Annotated in this window: 15 protein-coding genes and 1 tRNA gene; 11 read left to right on the top strand and 5 right to left on the bottom strand. The window is 66.1% G+C overall.

Annotated elements, in window-relative coordinates; genetic code table 11:
* Window positions 1–35 precede the first annotated feature (35 nt).
* From FHS47_RS08980 to FHS47_RS08960, 5 genes are all read left to right on the top strand, one after another.
* Entirely contained in the window at window positions 36–1,211 is a 1,176-nt protein-coding gene (locus FHS47_RS08980; protein WP_167025885.1) for an acetyl-CoA C-acyltransferase, read from the top strand.
* Between the two features lie 156 nt (window positions 1,212–1,367).
* Window positions 1,368–1,751 (top strand): hypothetical protein, encoded by a 384-nt coding sequence (locus FHS47_RS08975; RefSeq protein WP_167025882.1) that lies wholly within the window; start codon window positions 1,368–1,370, stop codon window positions 1,749–1,751.
* 150 nt (window positions 1,752–1,901) lie between these two features.
* Entirely contained in the window at window positions 1,902–3,509 is a 1,608-nt protein-coding gene (locus FHS47_RS08970) for a carboxyl transferase domain-containing protein (RefSeq protein WP_167025880.1), read from the top strand.
* 74 nt (window positions 3,510–3,583) lie between these two features.
* Window positions 3,584–4,930 carry an exodeoxyribonuclease VII large subunit gene (xseA, locus tag FHS47_RS08965; RefSeq protein ID WP_167025877.1) on the top strand — a complete coding sequence of 449 codons (1,347 nt, stop codon included), beginning with the start codon at window positions 3,584–3,586 and terminating at the stop codon, window positions 4,928–4,930.
* Window positions 4,931–5,003: 73 nt separating this feature from the next.
* A complete protein-coding gene (locus FHS47_RS08960) occupies window positions 5,004–6,437 on the top strand; it encodes an aldehyde dehydrogenase family protein (protein ID WP_167025874.1) in 1,434 nt (477 codons plus the stop codon).
* A 22-nt stretch (window positions 6,438–6,459) separates the two neighbouring features.
* On the opposite strand, the gene FHS47_RS08955 is transcribed toward FHS47_RS08960, so the two are convergent.
* The 4 genes from FHS47_RS08955 to FHS47_RS08940 form a co-directional block, all read right to left on the bottom strand.
* Complete coding sequence (locus FHS47_RS08955) at window positions 6,460–7,845, bottom strand: FAD-containing oxidoreductase (RefSeq protein ID WP_167025871.1); 1,386 nt, start codon at window positions 7,843–7,845, stop codon at window positions 6,460–6,462.
* A 56-nt stretch (window positions 7,846–7,901) separates the two neighbouring features.
* A tRNA-Arg gene (locus FHS47_RS08950) sits at window positions 7,902–7,978 on the bottom strand.
* A 271-nt stretch (window positions 7,979–8,249) separates the two neighbouring features.
* Window positions 8,250–8,681, bottom strand: a complete 432-nt coding sequence (locus FHS47_RS08945; protein WP_167025868.1) for a GFA family protein — start codon at window positions 8,679–8,681, stop codon at window positions 8,250–8,252.
* A 64-nt stretch (window positions 8,682–8,745) separates the two neighbouring features.
* On the bottom strand, window positions 8,746–9,006 hold the full coding sequence (locus tag FHS47_RS08940) for a DUF2188 domain-containing protein (RefSeq protein ID WP_167025865.1): 261 nt from the start codon (window positions 9,004–9,006) through the stop codon (window positions 8,746–8,748).
* 208 nt (window positions 9,007–9,214) lie between these two features.
* Here FHS47_RS08940 and FHS47_RS08935 point away from each other — a divergent pair, with 208 nt between their 5' ends.
* The 6 genes from FHS47_RS08935 to FHS47_RS08910 all read left to right on the top strand — a co-directional run bounded on the left by FHS47_RS08935 (window position 9,215) and on the right by FHS47_RS08910 (window position 17,832).
* The gene (locus FHS47_RS08935) at window positions 9,215–10,750 is read left to right on the top strand and encodes an aldehyde dehydrogenase family protein (RefSeq protein WP_167025862.1); all 1,536 of its coding nucleotides are present in this window, start codon (window positions 9,215–9,217) and stop codon (window positions 10,748–10,750) included.
* A 13-nt stretch (window positions 10,751–10,763) separates the two neighbouring features.
* On the top strand, window positions 10,764–11,531 hold the full coding sequence (locus FHS47_RS08930) for a class I SAM-dependent methyltransferase (RefSeq protein ID WP_167025859.1): 768 nt from the start codon (window positions 10,764–10,766) through the stop codon (window positions 11,529–11,531).
* The gene (locus tag FHS47_RS08925; protein ID WP_167027842.1) at window positions 11,531–12,559 is read left to right on the top strand and encodes a quinone-dependent dihydroorotate dehydrogenase; all 1,029 of its coding nucleotides are present in this window, start codon (window positions 11,531–11,533) and stop codon (window positions 12,557–12,559) included. Before FHS47_RS08930 ends, FHS47_RS08925 begins: the two co-directional genes overlap by 1 nt.
* 17 nt (window positions 12,560–12,576) lie before the next feature.
* On the top strand, window positions 12,577–13,596 hold the full coding sequence (murB, locus tag FHS47_RS08920) for a UDP-N-acetylmuramate dehydrogenase (protein WP_167027839.1): 1,020 nt from the start codon (window positions 12,577–12,579) through the stop codon (window positions 13,594–13,596).
* Window positions 13,597–13,797: 201 nt separating this feature from the next.
* Window positions 13,798–15,948 (top strand): polyphosphate kinase 1, encoded by a 2,151-nt coding sequence (gene ppk1, locus FHS47_RS08915; RefSeq protein WP_167025856.1) that lies wholly within the window; start codon window positions 13,798–13,800, stop codon window positions 15,946–15,948.
* A 201-nt stretch (window positions 15,949–16,149) separates the two neighbouring features.
* The gene (locus FHS47_RS08910; RefSeq protein WP_208381875.1) at window positions 16,150–17,832 is read left to right on the top strand and encodes a diguanylate cyclase; all 1,683 of its coding nucleotides are present in this window, start codon (window positions 16,150–16,152) and stop codon (window positions 17,830–17,832) included.
* A gap of 8 nt (window positions 17,833–17,840) precedes the next feature.
* On the opposite strand, the gene FHS47_RS08905 is transcribed toward FHS47_RS08910, so the two are convergent.
* On the bottom strand, window positions 17,841–20,120 hold the full coding sequence (locus tag FHS47_RS08905) for a thiamine pyrophosphate-dependent enzyme (RefSeq protein ID WP_167025850.1): 2,280 nt from the start codon (window positions 20,118–20,120) through the stop codon (window positions 17,841–17,843).
* Window positions 20,121–20,142: the final 22 nt, after the last annotated feature.

Genomic DNA, 20,142 nt, shown 5'->3' with positions numbered 1-20,142 from the left:
GAAAGGGCGGCCATCCGAGTCTTACGGAGTACCCCATGTCCGACATCGTCATCGCGGGTGCCAAGCGCACCGCCATCGGTTCCTTCCTCGGTCAGTTCACCGGCGTTCCGACGCCGAAGCTGGGCTCCATCGCCATCAAGGCCGCGCTCGACCAGGCGGGCATCGCACCGGCGGACGTGAGCGAAGTCATCATGGGCTGCGTGCTGCCGGCCAATCTCGGGCAGGCACCGGCGCGGCAGGCATCGCTCGAAGCGGGCCTGCCCACGTCCACCGGCTGCACCACCATCAACAAGGTGTGCGGTTCCGGCATGAAGGCCATGATGCTCGCGCACGACCTGATCAAGGCCGGCTCGGCCGGCATCGTGGTGGCGGGCGGTATGGAATCCATGACCAACGCGCCGCACATGGTCAATGCGCGCACCGGCATCCGCTACGGCGACGGGCAGCTTGTCGACCACATGGCATGGGACGGCCTCACCAATCCGTACGACGGAAAAGCGATGGGCGTTTTCGGCGAGCAGTGCGCCGACAAGTACCATTTCTCGCGCGAGGAACAGGACGCCTATGCCATCGCTTCGGTGGAGCGCGCGAAGGCCGCTCAGAAGAACGGCGCCTTCGCGAACGAAATCGTTCCCGTGACGGTGCAGGGCCGCAAGGGGCCGCAGGAGTTCGTCGAGGACGAACAGCCGGGCCGCTCCGATACGGCCAAGATCCCCACCCTCCGGGCAGCCTTCCGCAAGGAAAACGGCACGATCACGGCAGCCAGCTCGTCCAGCATCTCCGACGGCGCCGCGGCCCTCGTGCTGCTTTCGGCCGACGACGCCAAGGCCCGCGGGGTGAAGCCGCTGGCCCGCGTCGTTGGCCATGCCACCCACTCGCAGGAACCGGAATGGTTCACCACTGCTCCGGTGGGCGCCATTTCCAAGGTACTGGAGAAGGCCGGCTGGAGTGCGGACGAGGTCGATCTTTACGAGGTCAACGAGGCTTTCGCGGTGGTTCCGATGGCCGTGATGCGGGAACTGGGCGTGTCGCACGACAAGCTCAACGTCCATGGCGGCGCCTGCGCCCTGGGCCACCCGATCGGTGCCAGCGGTGCCCGTATCGTCGTGACTCTTCTCAATGCCTTGACGGCCCGTGGGGCAAAAAAGGGCGTCGCCGCGCTCTGTATCGGTGGCGGCGAGGCAACGGCTGTCGCCATCGAACTGGTGTGAAGCTGCCGTCGAAAGGCGCACATACCGGAACGATCACGCGACATACATAGGTTTTAATGCGCCCTGAAGCGAAATGGCTCTATGTGTAGCTAAGTGAATACAACTGAGCTATTAATACGCCCGCCTAACGGCATTCCACGGCTAAGGAGAAACATAATGAATTTGACGCGTACCCTTCTCGCCTCTGCGCTCGTCGCGCTTCTGGCAGCTTGCAGCAACGGCGCGCAGGATTCCGCGCAAGACGCCCAGAAGTCGGCTGCCGATGCTCAGCAGCAGGCGGACAAGGCCCAGCAGGCCGCCGACCAGTCGCAGAACGCCGCGACCTCGCAGGCCGCCGACCAGGCTCAGCAGTCCGCTGACCAGGCCAAGGACGCTGCTTCGCAGGCTCAGGCCGCCGCTTCGGCTTCCACGGCCGGTGGCTCTTCCGACATGGCCAAGGACGCTGCTTCCAACGCCGCCGATCAGGCCGACAAGTCGGCTGACCAGGCGAAGGACGCTGCCGACAACGCCAAGAGCGCTGCGGACGACACCAAGAAGTAAGCCTTTCCAGGTTTATCTTCGATGCAAAGGGCGGCCACCTTCGGGTGGCCGCTTTTTTGCCCTCTCCCCCGGCCGTTCCTACCGCAACGCAGCGTTAGCCTGATGGGCCGCGCCGCTATCATGTCGGTTTGGTCCGCCCGTGAAACCCTCATGCCCATCCTCACGTCGCAGCTCGATACCCGTTCCACCGAATTCCAGGCCTCCAGTTTGCGCCTGCGCGCACTGACGGAGGACCTGCGCGAGACATTGAAGCGCACCGCCGAAGGTGGCGGGGCGAAGGCTCGCGAAAAGCATGTGGCCAGGGGCAAACTCCTTCCGCGCGAACGCATCCGCGCGCTCCTCGATCCGGGCTCGCCCTTCCTCGAAATCGCCCCGCTCGCCGCGCACGGCATGTATGACGACGCCGCGCCCGCGGCGGGTGTCATTGCCGGTATCGGGCGGGTGATGGGCCAGGAAGTGGTGGTGCTCGCGAACGATGCCACCGTCAAAGGCGGCACCTATTTCCCGATGACGGTGAAGAAGCATCTGCGCGCGCAGGAAGTGGCAATGGAGAACCGGCTGCCCTGCGTGTACCTCGTCGATTCCGGCGGCGCCTTCCTCCCCCTCCAGGACGAAGTGTTCCCGGACCGCGAGCACTTCGGGCGCATCTTCTACAACCAGGCGCGCATGAGCGCGCAGGGGATCCCGCAGATCGCCGTGGTGATGGGATCCTGTACCGCTGGCGGCGCCTACGTCCCCGCGATGAGCGACGAAACCATCATCGTCCGCGAGCAGGGCACGATCTTCCTCGGCGGCCCCCCGCTGGTGAAGGCGGCCACGGGCGAGGTCGTGGACGCCGAGGCGCTTGGCGGGGCGGACGTGCACACGTCGGTGTCCGGCGTCGCCGACCACTTCGCGGAAAACGACGCCCACGCGCTCGCGATCGCCCGCGATATCGTGGGTTCGCTGAACCGCGTGAAGAAGCAGCCGCTTGCCGTGCGCCCGCCGCTTGAACCGCGCTTCGCGGCCGAAGAACTCTACGGGGTGATTCCGGAAGACACCCGCCGCCCGTTCGACATCCGCGAGGTGATCGCGCGACTGGTGGACGACTCCGAATTCCATGAATTCAAGGCGCGCTATGGCAAGACGTTGGTCACCGGGTTCGCGCACATCCACGGCTACCCGGTGGGCATCGTGGCGAACAACGGCATCCTGTTCGGCGAGTCGGCGCAGAAGGGCGCGCACTTCATCGAGCTGTGCAACCAGCGCAACGTACCGCTGGTGTTCCTCCAGAACATCACGGGCTTCATGGTCGGCCGCAAGTACGAGAACGGCGGCATCGCGAAGGACGGGGCGAAGATGGTCACCGCGGTCGCATGCTCGCACGTGCCCAAGTTCACCGTGGTGATCGGCGGCAGCTTCGGTGCCGGCAACTACGCCATGTGCGGTCGCGCATACGGCGCCCGTTTCCTCTGGATGTGGCCGAACGCACGCATCAGTGTCATGGGCGGCGAACAGGCCGCGTCGGTACTCGCCACGGTCCGGCGCGACGGCATCGAGGCTGGTGGCGGGGCATGGAGCGCGGAGGACGAGGAAGCCTTCAAGGCGCCCATCCGCGACCAGTACGAGCGCCAGGGGCATCCCTACTACGCCAGTGCACGGCTCTGGGACGACGGGATCATCGACCCGGCCGATACGCGGCGCGTCCTGGGCCTTGCCATCTCCGCCTCGCTCAACGCGCCCATCGAGCAGGGCCGCTTCGGTGTCTTCCGGATGTGATGTTTTTATAAGGAGTGCGCGGTAAGTCCCTGCCCCATCGACATTCGCCGCCGCCGTGCTAACCTCGGCGGCCCATGTCAGCACACGATGACCGCGCGCCTCCGGAGATCCTGACACCCACCGGCCTCAACCGGCTGGTGCGCGACCTGCTGGAAGATGCCCTGCCCATGGGTGTCTGGATCGAGGGCGAGTTGTCGAACGTGGCGCGGCCTTCCTCGGGGCACGTCTACTTCACACTGAAAGACGCCAACGCGCAGGTCCGCTGCGCCATGTTCCGCATGGCCGCCTCTCGCCTGCGCTTCCGTCCGGTGGACGGCATGCACGTGCTCATGCGTGCCAAGGTAGGGCTCTATGAAGCGCGCGGCGAGTTCCAACTGGTGGCCGACCACATGGAGCCCGCTGGCGAAGGCGCCTTGCAGCGAGAATTCGAGCAGCTCAAGGCGCGCCTCGGGGCGGAGGGCCTTTTTGCGCCCGAGCGCAAGCGCACGCTGCCGCCCTTCCCCGGCCGTATCGGTGTGATCACCTCGCCCACGGGCGCCGCGATACGCGATGTATTGAGCGTGCTCGGCCGACGCTTCGGCCTTGCCGAGGTGGATGTGCTTCCGGTGCCCGTGCAGGGGCGCGAAGCGCCCGCCGCCATCGCATCGATGCTTCGCCGGGCCTCGTCGAGCGGCCTCTACGACGTGTTGCTGGTGACGCGCGGCGGCGGCTCGCTCGAAGACCTCTGGGCCTTCAACGACGAACAGGTGGCGCGCGCCATCCATGCGAGCGCCGTTCCCGTGGTGTCCGCGGTCGGCCACGAGGTGGACTTCACCATCGCCGATTTCGTGGCGGACCTCCGTGCGCCCACGCCATCGGCCGCGGCGGAACTGCTTGTGCCGGAATCGGGCGACATCGCACGGCAGCTGGCACGGCTGCGCCAGCGCATGGCCACGCTGATGGCGCGCCGTCTCCAGGCCGCGGCGCAGCGTGCCGACCAATGGCAGGCGCGCCTCAATGCGCAGCGGCCGCAGGCCCGTCTCGCGCGCGACGCACAGCGCCTGGAAGCGTTGCGGCGCCGCCTCTACGTCACCGTGGGGCAGACGAACAACCTGCGCCGCGCGCGGCTGGAACGCCTGCATGCCCGCCTGGCGGCCCAGCATCCCCGCCTGCGGCTCACGCCTTCCCGCGTACGCATCGCCGACCTGCGCCAGCGCCTGTCCGTGGCCATCGCGCGGCGGATCGAGCGCGACCGCCTGCGCCTCGCGGAACAAGGACGCACGCTGCACGCGGTCAGCCCGCTGGCGACGCTCGAGCGCGGTTATGCCATCGTCTTCGACCAGCACGAAGCCATCGTGCGCCGCGCATCCGACGTGTCGCCGGGCGACCGCCTGCGCGTGATGCTCGGCAACGGCGAGATCAAGGTGCGCAGCGAAGGCTAGGCGTACCCGTATACGGGCAGTGAACGCGGCGGGAGTCATCCTCCCCCATCGATCGGCGCAATGGAGTTCCCCCATGCTCGCCAAGAGCTACCCCTACTACGTGGCGAACAAGCCGGTGAAGCCCGGCAAGAAGAAGCTCGACGTACTGGACAAATACACCGGCAAGGTGGCGACGCGAGTGGCCCTGCCCGACGCGGCGGCACTGGAGCGAGCCATCGCTTCGGCAACGGCGGCGGCTCCCGCCATGAAGCGCTTTCGCCCCTACGAACGGCAGGCGGTGCTCGAACATTGTGTGCGCCGCTTCCAGGAGCGACGCGACGAGCTGGCCTATGCGCTGTGTGTCGAGGCCGGCAAGCCCATCAACGATGCACTGGGCGAAGTCGTCCGCCTCATCGATACCTTCAAGATCGCGGCGGAGGAGTCCGTGCGCATCGACGGCGAGACCCTCAATCTCGAGATCTCGCCGCGCACCGCCGGCTACCACGGCTACACGAGGCGGGTGCCCCTAGGGCCGGTGGCGTTCATCACGCCCTTCAACTTCCCGCTGAACCTCGTCGCGCACAAGGTCGCGCCCGCCATCGCCGCGGGTTGCCCGTTCGTGCTGAAACCGTCGGAGAAGACACCCCTCGGGGCACTGATCATCGGCGAGATCCTTGCGGAGACCGACTTGCCGAAAGGCGCGTTTTCCATCCTTCCGCTGGATGGCAAGCATGCCGAGCCGCTCGTGACCGACGCGCGCCTCAAGCTGCTTTCGTTCACTGGCGGGCTTATCGGCTGGGACCTCAAGGCGCGCGCGGGTCACAAGAAGGTGACGCTCGAACTGGGCGGCAATGCCGCCTGCATCGTGGACGGCGACCAGGCCGACCGGCTCGATGCCGTGGTCGACCGGCTCGTGTTCGGCGCCTTTTACCAGTCGGGGCAAAGCTGCATCAGCGTGCAGCGGATCCTTGTCCACGACGACGTGTACGACGCACTGCGCCGCAAGCTCGTGGCGAAGGTGAAAGCGCTGAAAGCCGGCGACCCGAAGAAGAAGTCCACTTTCCTCGGGCCCATGATCGACACTGCGGCGGCGGAACGGCTCGAGGGCTGGATCGCCGAAGCAAAGAAGACCGGTGGCCGCATCCTGTGCGGCGGCGGCAGGAAAGGCGCCATGCTTGAGGCCACGTTGCTGGAAAACGTGCCGCGCGATGCAAAGCTGCAGCGCATGGAAGCCTTCGGGCCGGTGGCGATCCTGCAACGCTTCATGACCTTCGACGAGGCGTTGGCCTTCGCCAACGACTCCGACTTCGGCTTGCAGGCCGGCGTGTTCACCAACGACCTGCGCCACGCGATGCGTGCCTGGGACGAACTCGAACAGGGCGGCGTGATCGTCAACGACGTGCCGAGCTTCCGCGTGGACAACATGCCGTACGGCGGCGTGAAGTCATCGGGAATCGGGCGGGAAGGCGTGCGCTATGCGATCGAGGACATGACCGAAACGCGGTTGATGGTGATTCGGGACGTCTGACCGGACCGCGCCCCCTTCTCGGTCAGCGGTTCGTTTCGGCCGGCTGAAGATCGCCGATCAGCGTGGGGATCAGCTCGGACACCGTTGGATGGATCGGCACGGCCCATTGCAAGGTGCCGATGGATGCCTTCGCGTTCATCATGTCGAGAATACCGTGGATGGCTTCGTCACCGCCGGTGCCGAGAATCGCGGCACCAAGGATCTGTTTCGTTTCCGCGTCCGCGACGACCTTCATGAAGCCATGCGTCTCGGCTTTTTCCACGGCGCGCCCCACGCGCGTCATCGGGCGCTTCGACACCAGCAGTGGCCTGCCGCTGGCGCGCGCCTGGGTTTCCGTCATGCCCACCCTCCCCAGCGGCGGATCGACGTAGAGCGCATACCCCAGGATGCGATCGCTGACCTTGCGGTCGCCGCCATCGAGCAGGTTGGCGGCCACGATCTCGTAGTCGTTCCACGCCGTGTGCGTGAAGGCACCCTTGCCATTGCAGTCGCCCATGGCCCAGACGCCTTCGGCACTCGTGGCGAGCCGGTCGTCCACCTTGATGTATCCGCGCTCGTCGACGGCGATGCCGGCCTTGTCCAGACCCAGGTCGTCGGTGTTGGGGCGGCGTCCGACGGCAAGCAGCACGTGCGTGCCGACCACTTCCGGCGAGCCGTCCGTGCAATCCACACCCACGCTCACACCGTTGGGGTGCCTTGCCAGGCGAATACAGCACGCGTCGGTGCGTACTTCGATGCCCTCGCCTTCCAGGAAGGCGCGGATCTCGGCGGAGACGTCTTCGTCTTCGCGTTGCACCAGCCGAGGCCCCTGCTCCACCACCGTCACCTTCGCCCCGAAGCGACGGTACATCTGTGCGAACTCCAGGCCTATGTAGCTGCCACCGACGACGACCAGATGTTCGGGCACCGACTCCATTGGGATGATGGTGCTGTTGGTCAGGTAGTCCACCTCGTCGACGCCCGGGAAATCCGGCACGTTGGCGCGCCCCCCGACATTGAGGAAAACCTGGGGCGCCTCGATCGTTTCGCCATTCACCTCGAGCCGACGCGGCGCGACAAAGCGTGCGTGTCCGCGGATGAGTGTGAGCCCCGGCATGCCTGCCAGCCAGTCCTCGTTGCCTTTGCGCGAGTCGAGGATCACCTTGCGCGCACGCGCCGCCACCGTCGGCATGTCGATCGACACCGCTCCTACGCCCACCCCGTATTCGGCGCCACGTCGGGCGAGCTGCGCCGCGTAGGCGCTGGCGACGAGGGTCTTGGTGGGCTTGCACCCTGTGTTGACGCACGTGCCGCCGACGAGGTGTCGTTCGACAATGGCAACGGTCTTGCCGGCGCCGGTAAGGCGGTTCGCCAGCGCAGGTCCCGCCTGTCCGGCACCGACGATGATGGCGTCGAACGAACGGGTCATGGCGGCTCTCCAGTGGGGGCGGTCACCGCAAGCCCTGCCGGGCGGCGGTTCAAAGCTGGTGACCCCGGCCCGATTCGAACGGGCGACCTTCCCCTTAGGAGGGGGACGCTCTATCCAGCTGAGCTACGGGGCCTGAAGTGGCTCTACACAAGGGCCGTATTTTGCCACCCTCGCGATCCGGCTCATAGTACCTGCACACTCGGTACTGACGACGCCGGGAAAACCATCACGAAACACACGAGGGAAAGCCGCGCAGCGGTCTCGCTTCGCAAGGAACGACGTAAGTCTTCGCGGCGAGGGAAACGGGTACTGGCTCTCAAGCAACGGAACACGCCGAGCGCGAGGCCGCAAGGCAAGCCCACCCCACGAAGCGAAAACCACACCGACGGGGGGGCCGAGAGGACTCATTGAGCAGATACGTAGCGAAGGAATCCAGCAACCCCTCCGCTTATCGTCTTCGGATGATCCGCAGGGTGATTTTCACCATCCAACACCGCCACCTCGGCAAAGTCGAACGGGCTGATGCCTTCGAGGCAGGCGACATTGACGCCGTATTGATCGGTGTTCGAGCGACGCTGGTGGAACGTGTAGATGCCGCACTTGGAACAGAAATAGTGTTTGGCGGTACCCGTGTTGAACTGGTAAAGGGCAAGTGCGTCCTCCCCCTGCTCCACCACGATACCGCCCATGGGGGCGGAAACAGCAATCGCCCCGCGCATGCGGCAATAGGAACAGTTGCAGCGTCGGGCCGTGCGCAGACCGTCGCTCAGCTGGACGGTGAAGCGAACGGTCCCGCAGTGACAAGAGGCGCGAGAGGTCGTGATATCGGGCAGCATGCGCGTCGCCGGGTGAGGTAATCGCCAGGATTGTAGGGCGCACGGGTAACGCCACGGTAGGCCATCAGCGCACCGCGGAAAGCCTACGCATCGGCGTGGCCTGGACGGACATCGGCCGCTTGGCATCGCTGCCGAACGGCCGCCAGATGCCATCGGCTCCCTCCACCTTAAGGGTGGCCCCCACCCCGTCGGCCGTGGCCAGATTGACCGCGGCGCGCAAAGCCTCGAAGCGGGACGGGAAGCGCCCCACTGACACGCCGCTCCGGCGGACGGTCCAGAACGATCCGTCATCGGACTGGTAGGGAATCTCATAGATGCGCGTCATAAAATGGCGCTCCGCTCGCTTCAACAAGTTCAGCTGAAGCATGCACTTGCGCGCGTCATTGCGAAGTGCTTGCAACTGGTCCCCACGACGACGCGACCGCGACGTCTGTCCCGCAGCGCACAACGGGCCGTGAAGGCGGTGTTTGCTAGAATTGGCGCTTTATCCGCGCCCGCCGGCATCCCGCCGGCCTGTCGTCCAAGGAGCCCCCATGTCCGCCAAGATCCTCACCGCACTCGGTCTCACCAGCAACGAGTCGGGTACCTACCTCGGCGGTGGCCTTTGGGCCGCCACCAGCGATGCCGGCAACCTCACGGCCGTGAACCCGGCCACCGGCGAGGTCATCGCGACCGTGCAGGCGTCCAGCCCGGCCGACTATGAAACGATCGTTCAGCGTGCGCAGGAAGCCTTCGCGATCTGGCGCACCGTGCCGGCTCCGCGCCGCGGCGAGGCCGTTCGCCTTTGTGGCGAGGCCCTGCGCAAGCACAAGGACGCCCTCGGTTCGCTGGTCGCCCTGGAAATGGGCAAGATCAAGCCCGAAGGCGACGGCGAAGTGCAGGAAATGATCGACATCGCCGATTTCGCGGTGGGCCAGAGCCGCATGCTCTACGGCAACACCATGCATTCGGAACGCCCGGGCCACCGCATGTACGAGCAGTGGCATCCGATCGGTCTCGTGGGCATCGTCAGCGCCTTCAACTTCCCGGTGGCGGTGTGGGCCTGGAACGCGTTCCTGGCCGCCATCTGCGGCGACATCTGCATCTGGAAGCCGTCGCCGAAGACGCCGCTCTCCGCCATCGCCACGATGAAGATCTGCAACGAGGCGCTTAAGGAAGGCGGCTTCCCGGACATCTTCTTCCTGTTCAACGATGCCGGCAGCGACCTCGCGCAGGCATTCGTCGACGACAAGCGCATTCCGCTCATCAGCTTCACCGGCTCGACGAAGGTCGGCCGCATGGTCGGCGAGCGTGTGGCGAAGCGCATGGGCCGCAGCCTGCTCGAGCTGGGCGGCAACAACGCCATCATCCTCGATAAGTCGGCCGACCTGAAACTCGCCATTCCCGCGATCGTGTTCGGCGCCGTCGGCACGGCCGGCCAGCGTTGCACCACCACGCGCCGCCTGTTCGTGCATTCGTCCATCCATGACACCGTGGTCGATACCCTGGTGAAGGCGTACGGACAGGTGGAGCAGAAGATCGGCGACCCCACCCTGCCAACCACGCTGATGGGCCCGCTGAACAGCCCCGAGGGCGTGCAAGCGTTCCTCGCGGCCGTCGAGAAAGCCAAGGCGGCGGGCGGTACGGTGCGTACCGGCGGCAAGGCGCTCACCGACCGCAAGGGCAATTTCGTGCTTCCCACGATCGTCACGGGCCTCAATAACGCCGATGAGGTGGTGCAAACGGAAACCTTCGCGCCCATCCTCTACGTGATGCCATTCGATACGCTCGACGACGCCATCGCGCAGCAGAACGCCGTGCCGCAGGGGCTTTCGTCGGCCATCTTCACGCAAGACCTGAAGGCGGCCGAACAGTACCTGTCCGCATCCGGATCGGACTGCGGCATTGCCAACGTGAACATCGGCACGTCCGGTGCCGAGATCGGCGGTGCGTTCGGCGGCGAAAAGGAAACCGGCGGCGGCCGCGAATCCGGCTCCGACGCGTGGAAGGTCTACATGCGCCGCCAGACCAACACCATCAATTACTCCGACGCGCTGCCGCTGGCCCAGGGCATCAAGTTCGAGTTCTGACGAAGGCCAAGCCATGAACGACCTGCGCTCTACGGAACGTTTCTCCGATCGCGTCGAGGACTATGTCCGCTACCGCCCGGATTACCCGCGAGCACTGGTCGACTGGCTGCACAGACTCGGCGTAAGGCCCGACTGGCTCGTCGCCGATATCGGCGCGGGTACCGGCATCTCCAGCAAGCTGTTCCTGGATGCCGGTCACCGTGTCACCGCGGTCGAGCCCAATGCGGCGATGCGCGCGGCGGCAGAGCGCTGGCTGGCCGGCGAGCATCGCTTCGACGCGAAGGACGGCAGCGCCGAGGCTACCGGTCTTCCGGGCCACGCTGTCGACCTCGTCGTCGTGGCGCAAGCCTTCCACTGGTTCGACAAGGACAAGGTGCGTGCGGAGTTCGCGCGCATCCTGTCGTCACGCGGGCTTGTCGCCGTGTTCTGGAACTCGCGCCGGCTGACCGGCACGCCGTTCCTCGAAGGCTACGAACGGCTTTTGCTCGAATATGGCCTCGATTACCGCGGCGTGGCCGAGCGTTATACCGATGACGCGTCGATGGCCCGCTGGTTCGGCCAAGGCTACCGCGGCATGGCCAGCTTCCCGCACGGCCAGAAACTCGACTACGAAAGCCTGCTCGGGCGCCTGATGTCCTCGTCGTACGCACCCAAGCACGGACACCCCAACCACGAACCGATGCTCCATGCCCTGCGCGCGCTCTTCGACGAGACGCAAGAGGGAGGCACGGTCTCTTTCGATTACGACACCCGCGTGTTTGCGGGTCGTCCGGACGCATGATGTACGACCTGATCCGCCCCCTGCTCTTCGCACTCGACCCCGAGACCGCGCACGGGCTTACCCTCTATGCGTCCGACGTGGCGCAGCGCAGTGGCCTGTCCCACCTGATCGCGAAGCCGCCGGCGGACTTGCCGACGACCGTCTTCGGTATCGACTTCCCGAACCCCGTCGGGCTTGCGGCGGGCCTCGACAAGAATGGCGAACACCTGGACGGCCTTGCCGCCCTCGGATTCGGCTTCGTGGAGATCGGTACCGTCACGCCGCGCCCCCAGGCAGGCAATGAAAAACCGCGCATGTTCCGCCTGCCCGCTCACGAGGCGGTGATCAACCGCCTCGGCTTCAACAACGGCGGCATCGACGCCTTGGTGCGCAACGTTGAAAAAGCGACATTCCGCGGCGTGCTGGGCATCAACATCGGAAAGAACAAGGACACGCCGAACGAGCGCGCCATCGACGATTACCTGCTGTGCCTGGAGCGCGCCTATCCTCTCGCCAGCTACATCACGGTGAATATCTCTTCGCCCAACACGCAAGGCCTGCGCGATTTGCAGGAAGAGGAAACGCTGCGGCGCTTCATCGGCGAATTGCGCGAGGCGCAAGAGCGCCACGCGGGCCGGCATGGCACGCGCAAGCCGATGCTGCTGAAGATCGCTCCCGACCTTACGGAAGCCGAGTTGGACGCCATCGCCGAGGTGCTGCTCGCTTCCGGCATCGACGGCGTCATCTGCACGAACACCACCATCGATCGCACGGCCGTGGCGGGTGACCCGAACGCTCACCAGACCGGCGGCCTTTCCGGCCGGCCGCTCTTCGCGAAGTCCACTGCGGTGCTACGCGGCATGCATGCGCGCCTTGCCGGCAGGCTTCCGATCGTTGGAGTGGGTGGCATCCTCGACGGCGATTCGGCGGCCGAGAAGATGGAAGCCGGCGCCGCGCTGGTGCAGGTCTATTCGGGCCTCATATACCGCGGCCCGAAGCTCATCGCCGAGGCGGTCGCTGAAATCCGGCGGCGCGGAATCCTGGCATGAACAACAACCCCGTGGACATGGGCGGGTTTAAGCTCGCCAGCGACGCCCCGCTCGGCGCCCGGAACACGTTGCGTGTGGATGCACGCGCGAAACTTCTCGCCGAGGTGCGCGACCCCACGAAGATCCCCCAACTGCTGGCCTATCCTGCCGTAAAGGCCGGCAAGGTACTGGTGCTCGGCGAAGGCAGCAACATGCTCATCAAGGGCGACTTCGATGGCACGGTGCTCGCCATGGCAACGCGCGGCGTCGAAACCTTCCAACGCGACGATCGCGTGCTGATCCGCGTGGCCGCAGGTGAGCGCTGGGACGACTTCGTACGCTGGTCGCTGGGCCAGGGTTTCGCCGGCCTCGAAAACCTCATACTCATCCCCGGCACCGTCGGCGCCTCGCCCATTCAGAACATCGGCGCGTACGGCGTCGAGGTAGCGGAGTTCATCGACACGGTCGAAGCCTGGGACACCCACAAGGGTGAGTTCGTCGTGCTCGACAAGGCCGCGTGTGCGTTCTCCTACCGCGATTCCGCGTTCAAGCAGCAGGCCGGCCGCTGGATCGTGGTGGCCGTCACCTTCGCCCTCCCCCGCGAGCGGCCGCTATCGCTGGACTACGCGGGCATCCGGGAGGAAGTGGAAAAGATGGGCGTGGCCCGGGCTACGCCGTATCACGTGGCAGAAGCCGTGGTGCGCCTGCGCTCCCGCAAGCTTCCCGACCCGGCCGTCATCGGCAACGCCGGCAGCTTCTTCAAGAACCCCATCGTGCCGGCCGCGCAGGCCGACGCCCTCGCTCTCGCCCACCCCGGTCTTCCGGTATGGGCCCACGCGGGAGGCACGGCGAAGATCTCCGCCGGTTGGCTTATCGAAGCGGCCGGGTTCAAGGGCGAACGCGACGGCGACGCCGGCATGTCGAACCGCCATGCCCTCGTACTGGTGAATCACGGCAAGGCCACGGGTCCGCAGCTCTGGGCCTTCGCGCAGAGGGTCATCGCGGGGGTGCAGGCGAAGTTCGGCGTGGCGCTCGAGCCGGAACCGCTGATCGTCTAAATGTAGTCGGCAAGAGAACCTGGACCCGTCCACGAATTCCGTTGGGCATCGTCATGGCCATGCGTGAACGTGAGGACAGGAAGGTTGCAATGCGCTCTTCGAGCGAGCGTCACGCGGCTGTAAGACGTTCGTCATACGCTGCGCCTGGCGGCGTATTATCAAGGCGTCGCCATACGCGACGAGGATGCCGTTCTGGACACGATGAGCCCACCGACCGAAACCATCAGCGCCACGGCGAAGGCAGCCGCGCGGCCCGCCGCACCGGTGGACGTCCCCGATATCGACCTCGGCGACTCCTCGCTCTATGTCCATCGCGAGCTCTCGCAGCTGCAGTTCAATATCCGAGTGCTCGACCAGGCCCTGGACGAATCGAAACCGCTGATCGAACGCCTGAAGTTCCTGCTGATCTTCTCGTCCAACATGGACGAGTTCTTCGAGATCCGAGTGGCGGGGCTGAAGCAGCAGATCGCCTTCGATCACGAGATGATCGGCGCCGACGGCATCCCGCCGCGTCGCGCGCTCGCCGAGATTTCCGAGGTGGCACACCGCCAGATCGAGCGGCAGTACGCCATCCTCAACGAGAAGATCCTTCCCGCCCTGGCGGACGAAGGCATCCGCATCGTCCGGCGCAACCAGTGGACGCACAAGCAGAAGCTTTGGGTAAGGCGCTATTTCCGGCATGAGGTGGCCCCGCTGGTCACCCCCATCGGCCTCGACCCCACGCATCCCTTCCCGCGGCTGGTGAACAAGAGCCTCAACTTCATCGTGCAACTCGAGGGCACCGACGCCTTCGGCCGCGATTCAGGCCTGGCGATCGTGCCCGCACCGCGCATCCTTCCCCGTCTCATCCGCCTGCCGGAAGAGGTCTGCGAAGGCGGCGACAACTACGTGCTGCTCTCGTCCATCATCCATGCGCACGCGGATGACCTCTTCCCGGGCATGCGCGTGCTGGGTTCCTATCAGTTCCGCCTTACCCGCAACGCCGACCTCACCATCGATCCGGAAGACGTGGAAGACCTCGCGCGAACGCTGCGCGGCGAGCTGTTCTCGCGGCGCTATGGCGACGCGGTGCGCCTGGAGGTGGCCGACAACTGTCCAAAACCGCTGGTCGATTACCTGCTGAAACAATACTCGCTGGACGCCGACGCCTTGTATGAGGTGAACGGCCCGGTAAACCTTGCCCGCCTGTTCGAGATGACCCTGCAACCGACGTATGCGCGGCTGCAGTTTCCGGCATTCGTGCCCGCACTGCCCAAGGCGCTGGCGGACGCCGACGACATGTTCACCGTCGTCGGCAAGCAGGACATCCTGCTTTATCACCCGTTCGAATCGTTCACGCCGGTCGTGGACCTCCTGCGTCAGGCGGCCAAGGATCCGCAGGTACTCACCATCAAGCAGACGCTGTACCGCAGCGGCGCCAATTCCGAGATCGTGGACGCCCTGGTGGACGCGGCGCGGTCGGGCAAGGAAGTGACGGCCGTGGTGGAATTGCGGGCGCGCTTCGACGAGGAATCCAACCTCAGCCTTGCGTCACGCCTGCAACAGGCGGGCGCCGTGGTGACCTACGGCGTGGTCGGCGTGAAAACGCACGCCAAGCTGATGCTGATCCAGCGCCGCGAGAACGGCAAGCTCGTCAGCTACGCACACCTGGGCACCGGCAACTACCATTCGGGCAACGCGCGCCTGTACACCGATTACAGCCTGCTGACGTCCGACGAGGCGCTGTGCGACGACGTGCATCGTCTGTTCCGTCTCCTCACCGGCATGGGCAAGGCGCTGAAGATGAAGCGCATGCTCTACGCCCCCTTCACCCTGAAGAAAGGCCTGCTCGACCTCATTGCCCGCGAAGCAGCGCACGCCGCGGCCGGAAAGAAGGCTGAGATCGTTTGCAAGATCAACGCGATCACCGATCCCAAGGTCATTCGTGCGCTCTACCGCGCAAGCCAGGCCGGCGTGAAGATCGACCTGATCGTCCGTGGCATGTGCTGCCTGCGGGCCGGCGTACCCGGGGTATCGCAGAACATCCGGGTACGTTCCGTAGTGGGCCGGTTCCTGGAGCATAGTCGTGTGTACTGGTTCCTCAACGACGGGGAGCCGGACGTCTATCTCGCCAGCGCCGACCTCATGGAACGCAACCTGGAACGCCGGGTGGAAACCTGTTTTCCCGTGGAGGGCAAAAAGCTTCGCCAGCGCATCCGTCGCGAGCTGGACCTCTACCTTACGGACAACCATTCGGCCTGGGTCCAGCAGCCGGATGGCACCTACACGCTCCTCCAGCCAGCGGCCGGGCAGCCCACGCGGGACGCCCAGACCCAGCTTCTGGAACGCTTTGGCGGCCTTGCGGCGCCCTGACCGTTTTCCGCCGTCGCCTTTCACCTAGCCCGAACGGCCAAGGCGACATCCTACCGGCGGCAAGGCACAATCACCTTGCAGTCGAAGGGGGAGACGGGCTTTCGATCGAACGCTTCCGGATCCACGCCGTGCGCCGTGTAGGCGCTCCTTGAGCTTTGCGCGGGGTTCGGAATGCGTTTCTGCAACCGGCGAAACGGATGGGTGATCCGTCTCCTGCAGGCGGCGATCCTCTGCGGTCTGCTCTTCGCGGGTGCCGCCGGGGCCACGGCCCTCCTGGCCAATGCACGGGAGGCGCGGCCGGGCGAGCAGCCCGTCGACATCCTTGCGGAAGCGGCCCAGCGCCCGTTCCCGTCCTTCGACCCCACCTTGCTCCAGGTGCTGCCCAACTCGCCCAACGGCACCTGGGTGGTGGTGCGCACGCCGCCTCCCTGGACGAGTGGGGAGCGCGTGCTGAGCGTCCGCCATCCGGGCATGGGCACGATCTCGTTGTATGACGGAAACACGCTCGTCGCCAGCACGTCCCTTCAGGACTTCGGAACGGCGCTGCACGGGCATGGGCGTGTGATCTTCAGCCTGCCGGAGTCCATTCCGGCGTCGCGCCCGCTCCTGCTCAAGTTTCACGGCAGCGCGTCTCCCGCCGGTGCGGTGACCATCTCCCTGGACTCCTGGCCCGACTACCTGCGCGACGACGGCGCCTGGATGGTGTTCGCCACGGGTTCCTTCGCGGTCATGCTTACCATGGCGCTGATGGCGCTGTGTTTCGCACTGATCCTGCGCGACATGACCTTCGGCTGGTACGCCGCCTATCTGCTTTGCTATGCCCTGATCCAGGGGTTGAGGTCGGGCTTCGTATTCCATCCGCTGGAACTGCAGTCGCTGGCCGGCGCCGCCGATGTGCTCGGCGATGCGGCCACCGCGCTTTCCGTGTCGTTCGCCGCGCTATTCATGCTGCGCTTCGCCCGCGTCGACGAATACGTGCCTCTGTTGCGCACGCCGGTACTTTCGTTCGCGGTGGTGATGCCCCTGCTCATGATCCTGCGCGCCACCGGCGTCGGCGTACTGGTCAACATGGCGCAACTGCTGCTCCAGCCCCTGGTGCTCCTCGGCGCCCTGTTGTTGCTGGTGGCGGGCGCCTTCGCCGCGGCGCGCGGTTCGCGGCACGCGTGGTTCTTCCTCGTGGGCTGGACGCCGCTCTTGATCCTCACCGCACTGTGCGGCGCGCAGTTGCAGGGGATGCTCGCGGCGGCACCATGGTTGCCCGACGCGGCCATCGGCATGGGGGCCTTCGAGGCCATCGTGCTTTCCATCGGTCTTTCCGACCGCGCCCTCACGATCCGGCACGACCGCGACCGGGCGCGCCAACTGGCCGACAGCGATCCGCTCACCGGGCTGCTCAATCGACGGGCGTGGACCGAAGCGGCACTGGACGTACTCGATCAGGGGTTGGCCAGGCCTGTTGCCGTGTTCTTTTTCGACCTGGACCACTTCAAGGCCCTGAACGACCGCCACGGCCATGCGGCGGGAGACAAGGCGCTGGTCGCGGTGGCCGCGGCGCTGCGCCAGGAACTGCGGCCGTCCGACCTGCTCGGCCGCTATGGCGGCGAGGAGTTCGTCGCCCTGCTGCAAGGCGTGGACAAGGAAAACGCGATGCAGATCGCCACGCGGCTATGCCGCCGTGTACATCGCCTGGATGTGCACGTGAGCACGTCCGACATGCTCACCGTGTCGATCGGCGTTGCCATGCGCACACCGGCGGACAACGTACAGTCGCTGGTGGAACGTGCGGACGCGGCGATGTATTCGGCAAAGCTTTCGGGGCGCAACCGGGCCGTTTGCGCGGGGCACGTCGGCCCCGTGCTCGTCCGTCGCTCCGAGGCCCGGTAAGGGCTCTCCTAAGGCGTGGCGATGCCATCCAGGCTCGCAGCAGCGGCCACGATGTCGTCATCGCCGGGAAGCACGAGGAAGGCCGCGCCAGCCAGCGGCGTGAAGGTATCGGCGCCGACCACACGGTGCAGCGGCAGGTGGCCCAGGCCGGCCTCGACGATGGCCGTGATCACGCCCTCGCCCACGCCGGCACTCTTGCGACCCTCGTCCACCACCAGGATGCGCTTCGCACTGGCGGCCTGCTTCGCGATGAAGGCATCGTTGAGCGGAACCAGCCAGCGCAGGTCGACCACGCGCACCTTCCAGCCGCGTTCCGCACCGATGCGCCGCGCGGCGCGCAGGCTCATCGGAACGCCGTTGCCGAAGGTGAAGATCACGAGGTCGTCCGCGGCTTGGTCGTAGACGCGCCCCTCCCCCAGCGGCATCGCCTCGTCCGGTGCCGGATAGGCGAACTGCCACTGGCCGTCGCCGGCCTCGTAGAGATCCTTGGTCATGTACAGCGCGATCGGCTCGAGGAAGGCGGTGACGCGTCCGTCCACCTTAGCCAATGCCGCAAGCGTGCGCAGCATCGTCGCGGCGTCGTCGCCGCGGCTCGGGCAGCCCACCACGAGCCCCGGAATGTCGCGCAGCGCGGTGATGGAATTGTCGTTGTGGAAGTGGCCACCGAAGCCGCGCTGATAGCCGAGCGACGCCACGCGCATCAGCATCGGGTTGCGGTACTGCCCGTTCGAGAAGAACTGCAGCGACGCGGCCTCGCCACGGATCTGGTCGCAGGCGTTGTGGAAGTAGGCCAGGTACTGGATCTCGGGCAGCGGCAACATGCCCATGTTCGCGTAACCCTGGGCGAGGCCCAGGATCATCGTCTCGTCCAGCAGCGTGTTGAATACACGAGCGTTGCGGAAGGCCTTGTGCAAGCCCTTCGTCACCGTATACACGCCGCCCTTCTGAGCCACGTCTTCGCCGAAGAGCAGGCTCTCGGGGTACTTGGCCATCAGGTCGTGCAGCGCCTGGCCGATCTGCACGGCCAGGTGCCGCGGCGGTTGCCGTTCCGGCAGCTTCTCCGTGCCGCCGAACACACGCTCACGCTCGGCGGAGTCGGCCACGCGCGCGGCTTCGGCGCGCACGGCTTCCGGCGAATAGGGCGCCAGCGGTGCCATCACGTCTTCGAGGCGGGTGAGCCTCGGCCGGCGATCCGCTTCTTCGGCCGCATCGAAGCAGCGCTTGCGGATGGCCTCGTACATGTCCAGCAGGCCGCTGCGGTCGTAAAGACCGGAAGCGAGTGCGATGTCGGCGCTGCGCAGCAACGGATCGGTGGCTTCCAGCGCCACCAGTTCCTCCACCGAGCGCCATTCGATCTCGAAGTCCGTACCGGCGTGCCCCATGATGCGGGTGGTGCGCAGGTGCAGGAACGTAGGCCGCCGGGTTGTGCGGCAATGTTCCACCGCGCGCTGCACGTCGGCATAGCCGCCGGCCAGATCCAGGCCGTCGGCGTAGAAATAGTCCAGACCGGAACGATGGCGGAAGTTGTTCGCCACCCAGCCCGTCGGTGTTTTTACCGAGATGCCGATGCCGTTGTCCTCGCACACGAAGAGCACGGGCGCGGGCAGCTTCTGGTAGGCCGTCCATGCGGCCGCGTTGAACGCCGTCTGCGCCGTCGCATGGTTAGAGGACGCGTCCCCGAACGAGCAGATGGCGATGGCGTCGTCGGGCACCGGCAAGGCATGGCCGATGCGGCGGGCCTGCTCGATCGCGACGGCCGTGCCCAGCGCCTTGGGCAGGTGCGAAGCGATGGTGGACGTCTGCGGCAAGACCCACAACGGCTTGCTTCCCCAAACCTTGTGCCGGCCGCCGGATGCGGGGTCTTCGCTGCTCGCCGCGAACGACAGCGCGGAATCCATCACCGGGTCCATGCCGGGCAGCTTGCGGAACCGTTCCGCCATGAAGCCGCCGCTGCGATAATGCAGGAACGCCGGATCGGTATGCCGGGTCAGGCGCGCCAGCATGGCGTTCCCCTCGTGGCCGGACGAGCCGATGGTGTAGAACACCTTGTTCTGCACGCGCAGCACGCGCGCCATTAAGTCGAGGTGGCGGCTGATCAGCTGCGATTCGAGGAGTTCGCGAAAGCCCCGCGCGTCGAGCGCGCTGCCGGGCAGCACGGGCTGGTCGTCGCGCGGCGCGCGTGCGACGTCTCCCTGCCACGACTGCACGAACTCGACGAAGTTCTGATCGACGATCTCGGCGCGATTGAAACCTTTGTGGCGGGCAGCGATGGGTTGCGGGACGGACATGGGGAGCTCGGTGGGAAAGAGG

It is taken from the genome of Luteibacter sp. SG786, assembly GCF_011759605.1.
Taxonomy (GTDB): Bacteria; Pseudomonadota; Gammaproteobacteria; order Xanthomonadales; family Rhodanobacteraceae; genus Luteibacter.
This window is presented reverse-complemented; position numbering and strand designations above follow the sequence as displayed.

Bases quoted from the DNA above. Each gene is read 5' to 3' on its own strand.
- FHS47_RS08980 (WP_167025885.1), top strand. From the start codon at position 36: ATGTCCGACATCGTCATCGCGGGTGCCAAGCGCACCGCCATCGGTTCC.
- FHS47_RS08975 (WP_167025882.1), top strand. From the start codon at position 1,368: ATGAATTTGACGCGTACCCTTCTCGCCTCTGCGCTCGTCGCGCTTCTG.
- FHS47_RS08970 (WP_167025880.1), top strand. From the start codon at position 1,902: ATGCCCATCCTCACGTCGCAGCTCGATACCCGTTCCACCGAATTCCAG.
- xseA (WP_167025877.1), top strand. From the start codon at position 3,584: ATGTCAGCACACGATGACCGCGCGCCTCCGGAGATCCTGACACCCACC.
- FHS47_RS08960 (WP_167025874.1), top strand. From the start codon at position 5,004: ATGCTCGCCAAGAGCTACCCCTACTACGTGGCGAACAAGCCGGTGAAG.
- FHS47_RS08955 (WP_167025871.1), bottom strand. From the start codon at position 7,845: ATGACCCGTTCGTTCGACGCCATCATCGTCGGTGCCGGACAGGCGGGA.
- FHS47_RS08945 (WP_167025868.1), bottom strand. From the start codon at position 8,681: ATGCTGCCCGATATCACGACCTCTCGCGCCTCTTGTCACTGCGGGACC.
- FHS47_RS08940 (WP_167025865.1), bottom strand. From the start codon at position 9,006: ATGACGCGCATCTATGAGATTCCCTACCAGTCCGATGACGGATCGTTC.
- FHS47_RS08935 (WP_167025862.1), top strand. From the start codon at position 9,215: ATGTCCGCCAAGATCCTCACCGCACTCGGTCTCACCAGCAACGAGTCG.
- FHS47_RS08930 (WP_167025859.1), top strand. From the start codon at position 10,764: ATGAACGACCTGCGCTCTACGGAACGTTTCTCCGATCGCGTCGAGGAC.
- FHS47_RS08925 (WP_167027842.1), top strand. From the start codon at position 11,531: ATGTACGACCTGATCCGCCCCCTGCTCTTCGCACTCGACCCCGAGACC.
- murB (WP_167027839.1), top strand. From the start codon at position 12,577: ATGGGCGGGTTTAAGCTCGCCAGCGACGCCCCGCTCGGCGCCCGGAAC.
- ppk1 (WP_167025856.1), top strand. From the start codon at position 13,798: ATGAGCCCACCGACCGAAACCATCAGCGCCACGGCGAAGGCAGCCGCG.
- FHS47_RS08905 (WP_167025850.1), bottom strand. From the start codon at position 20,120: ATGTCCGTCCCGCAACCCATCGCTGCCCGCCACAAAGGTTTCAATCGC.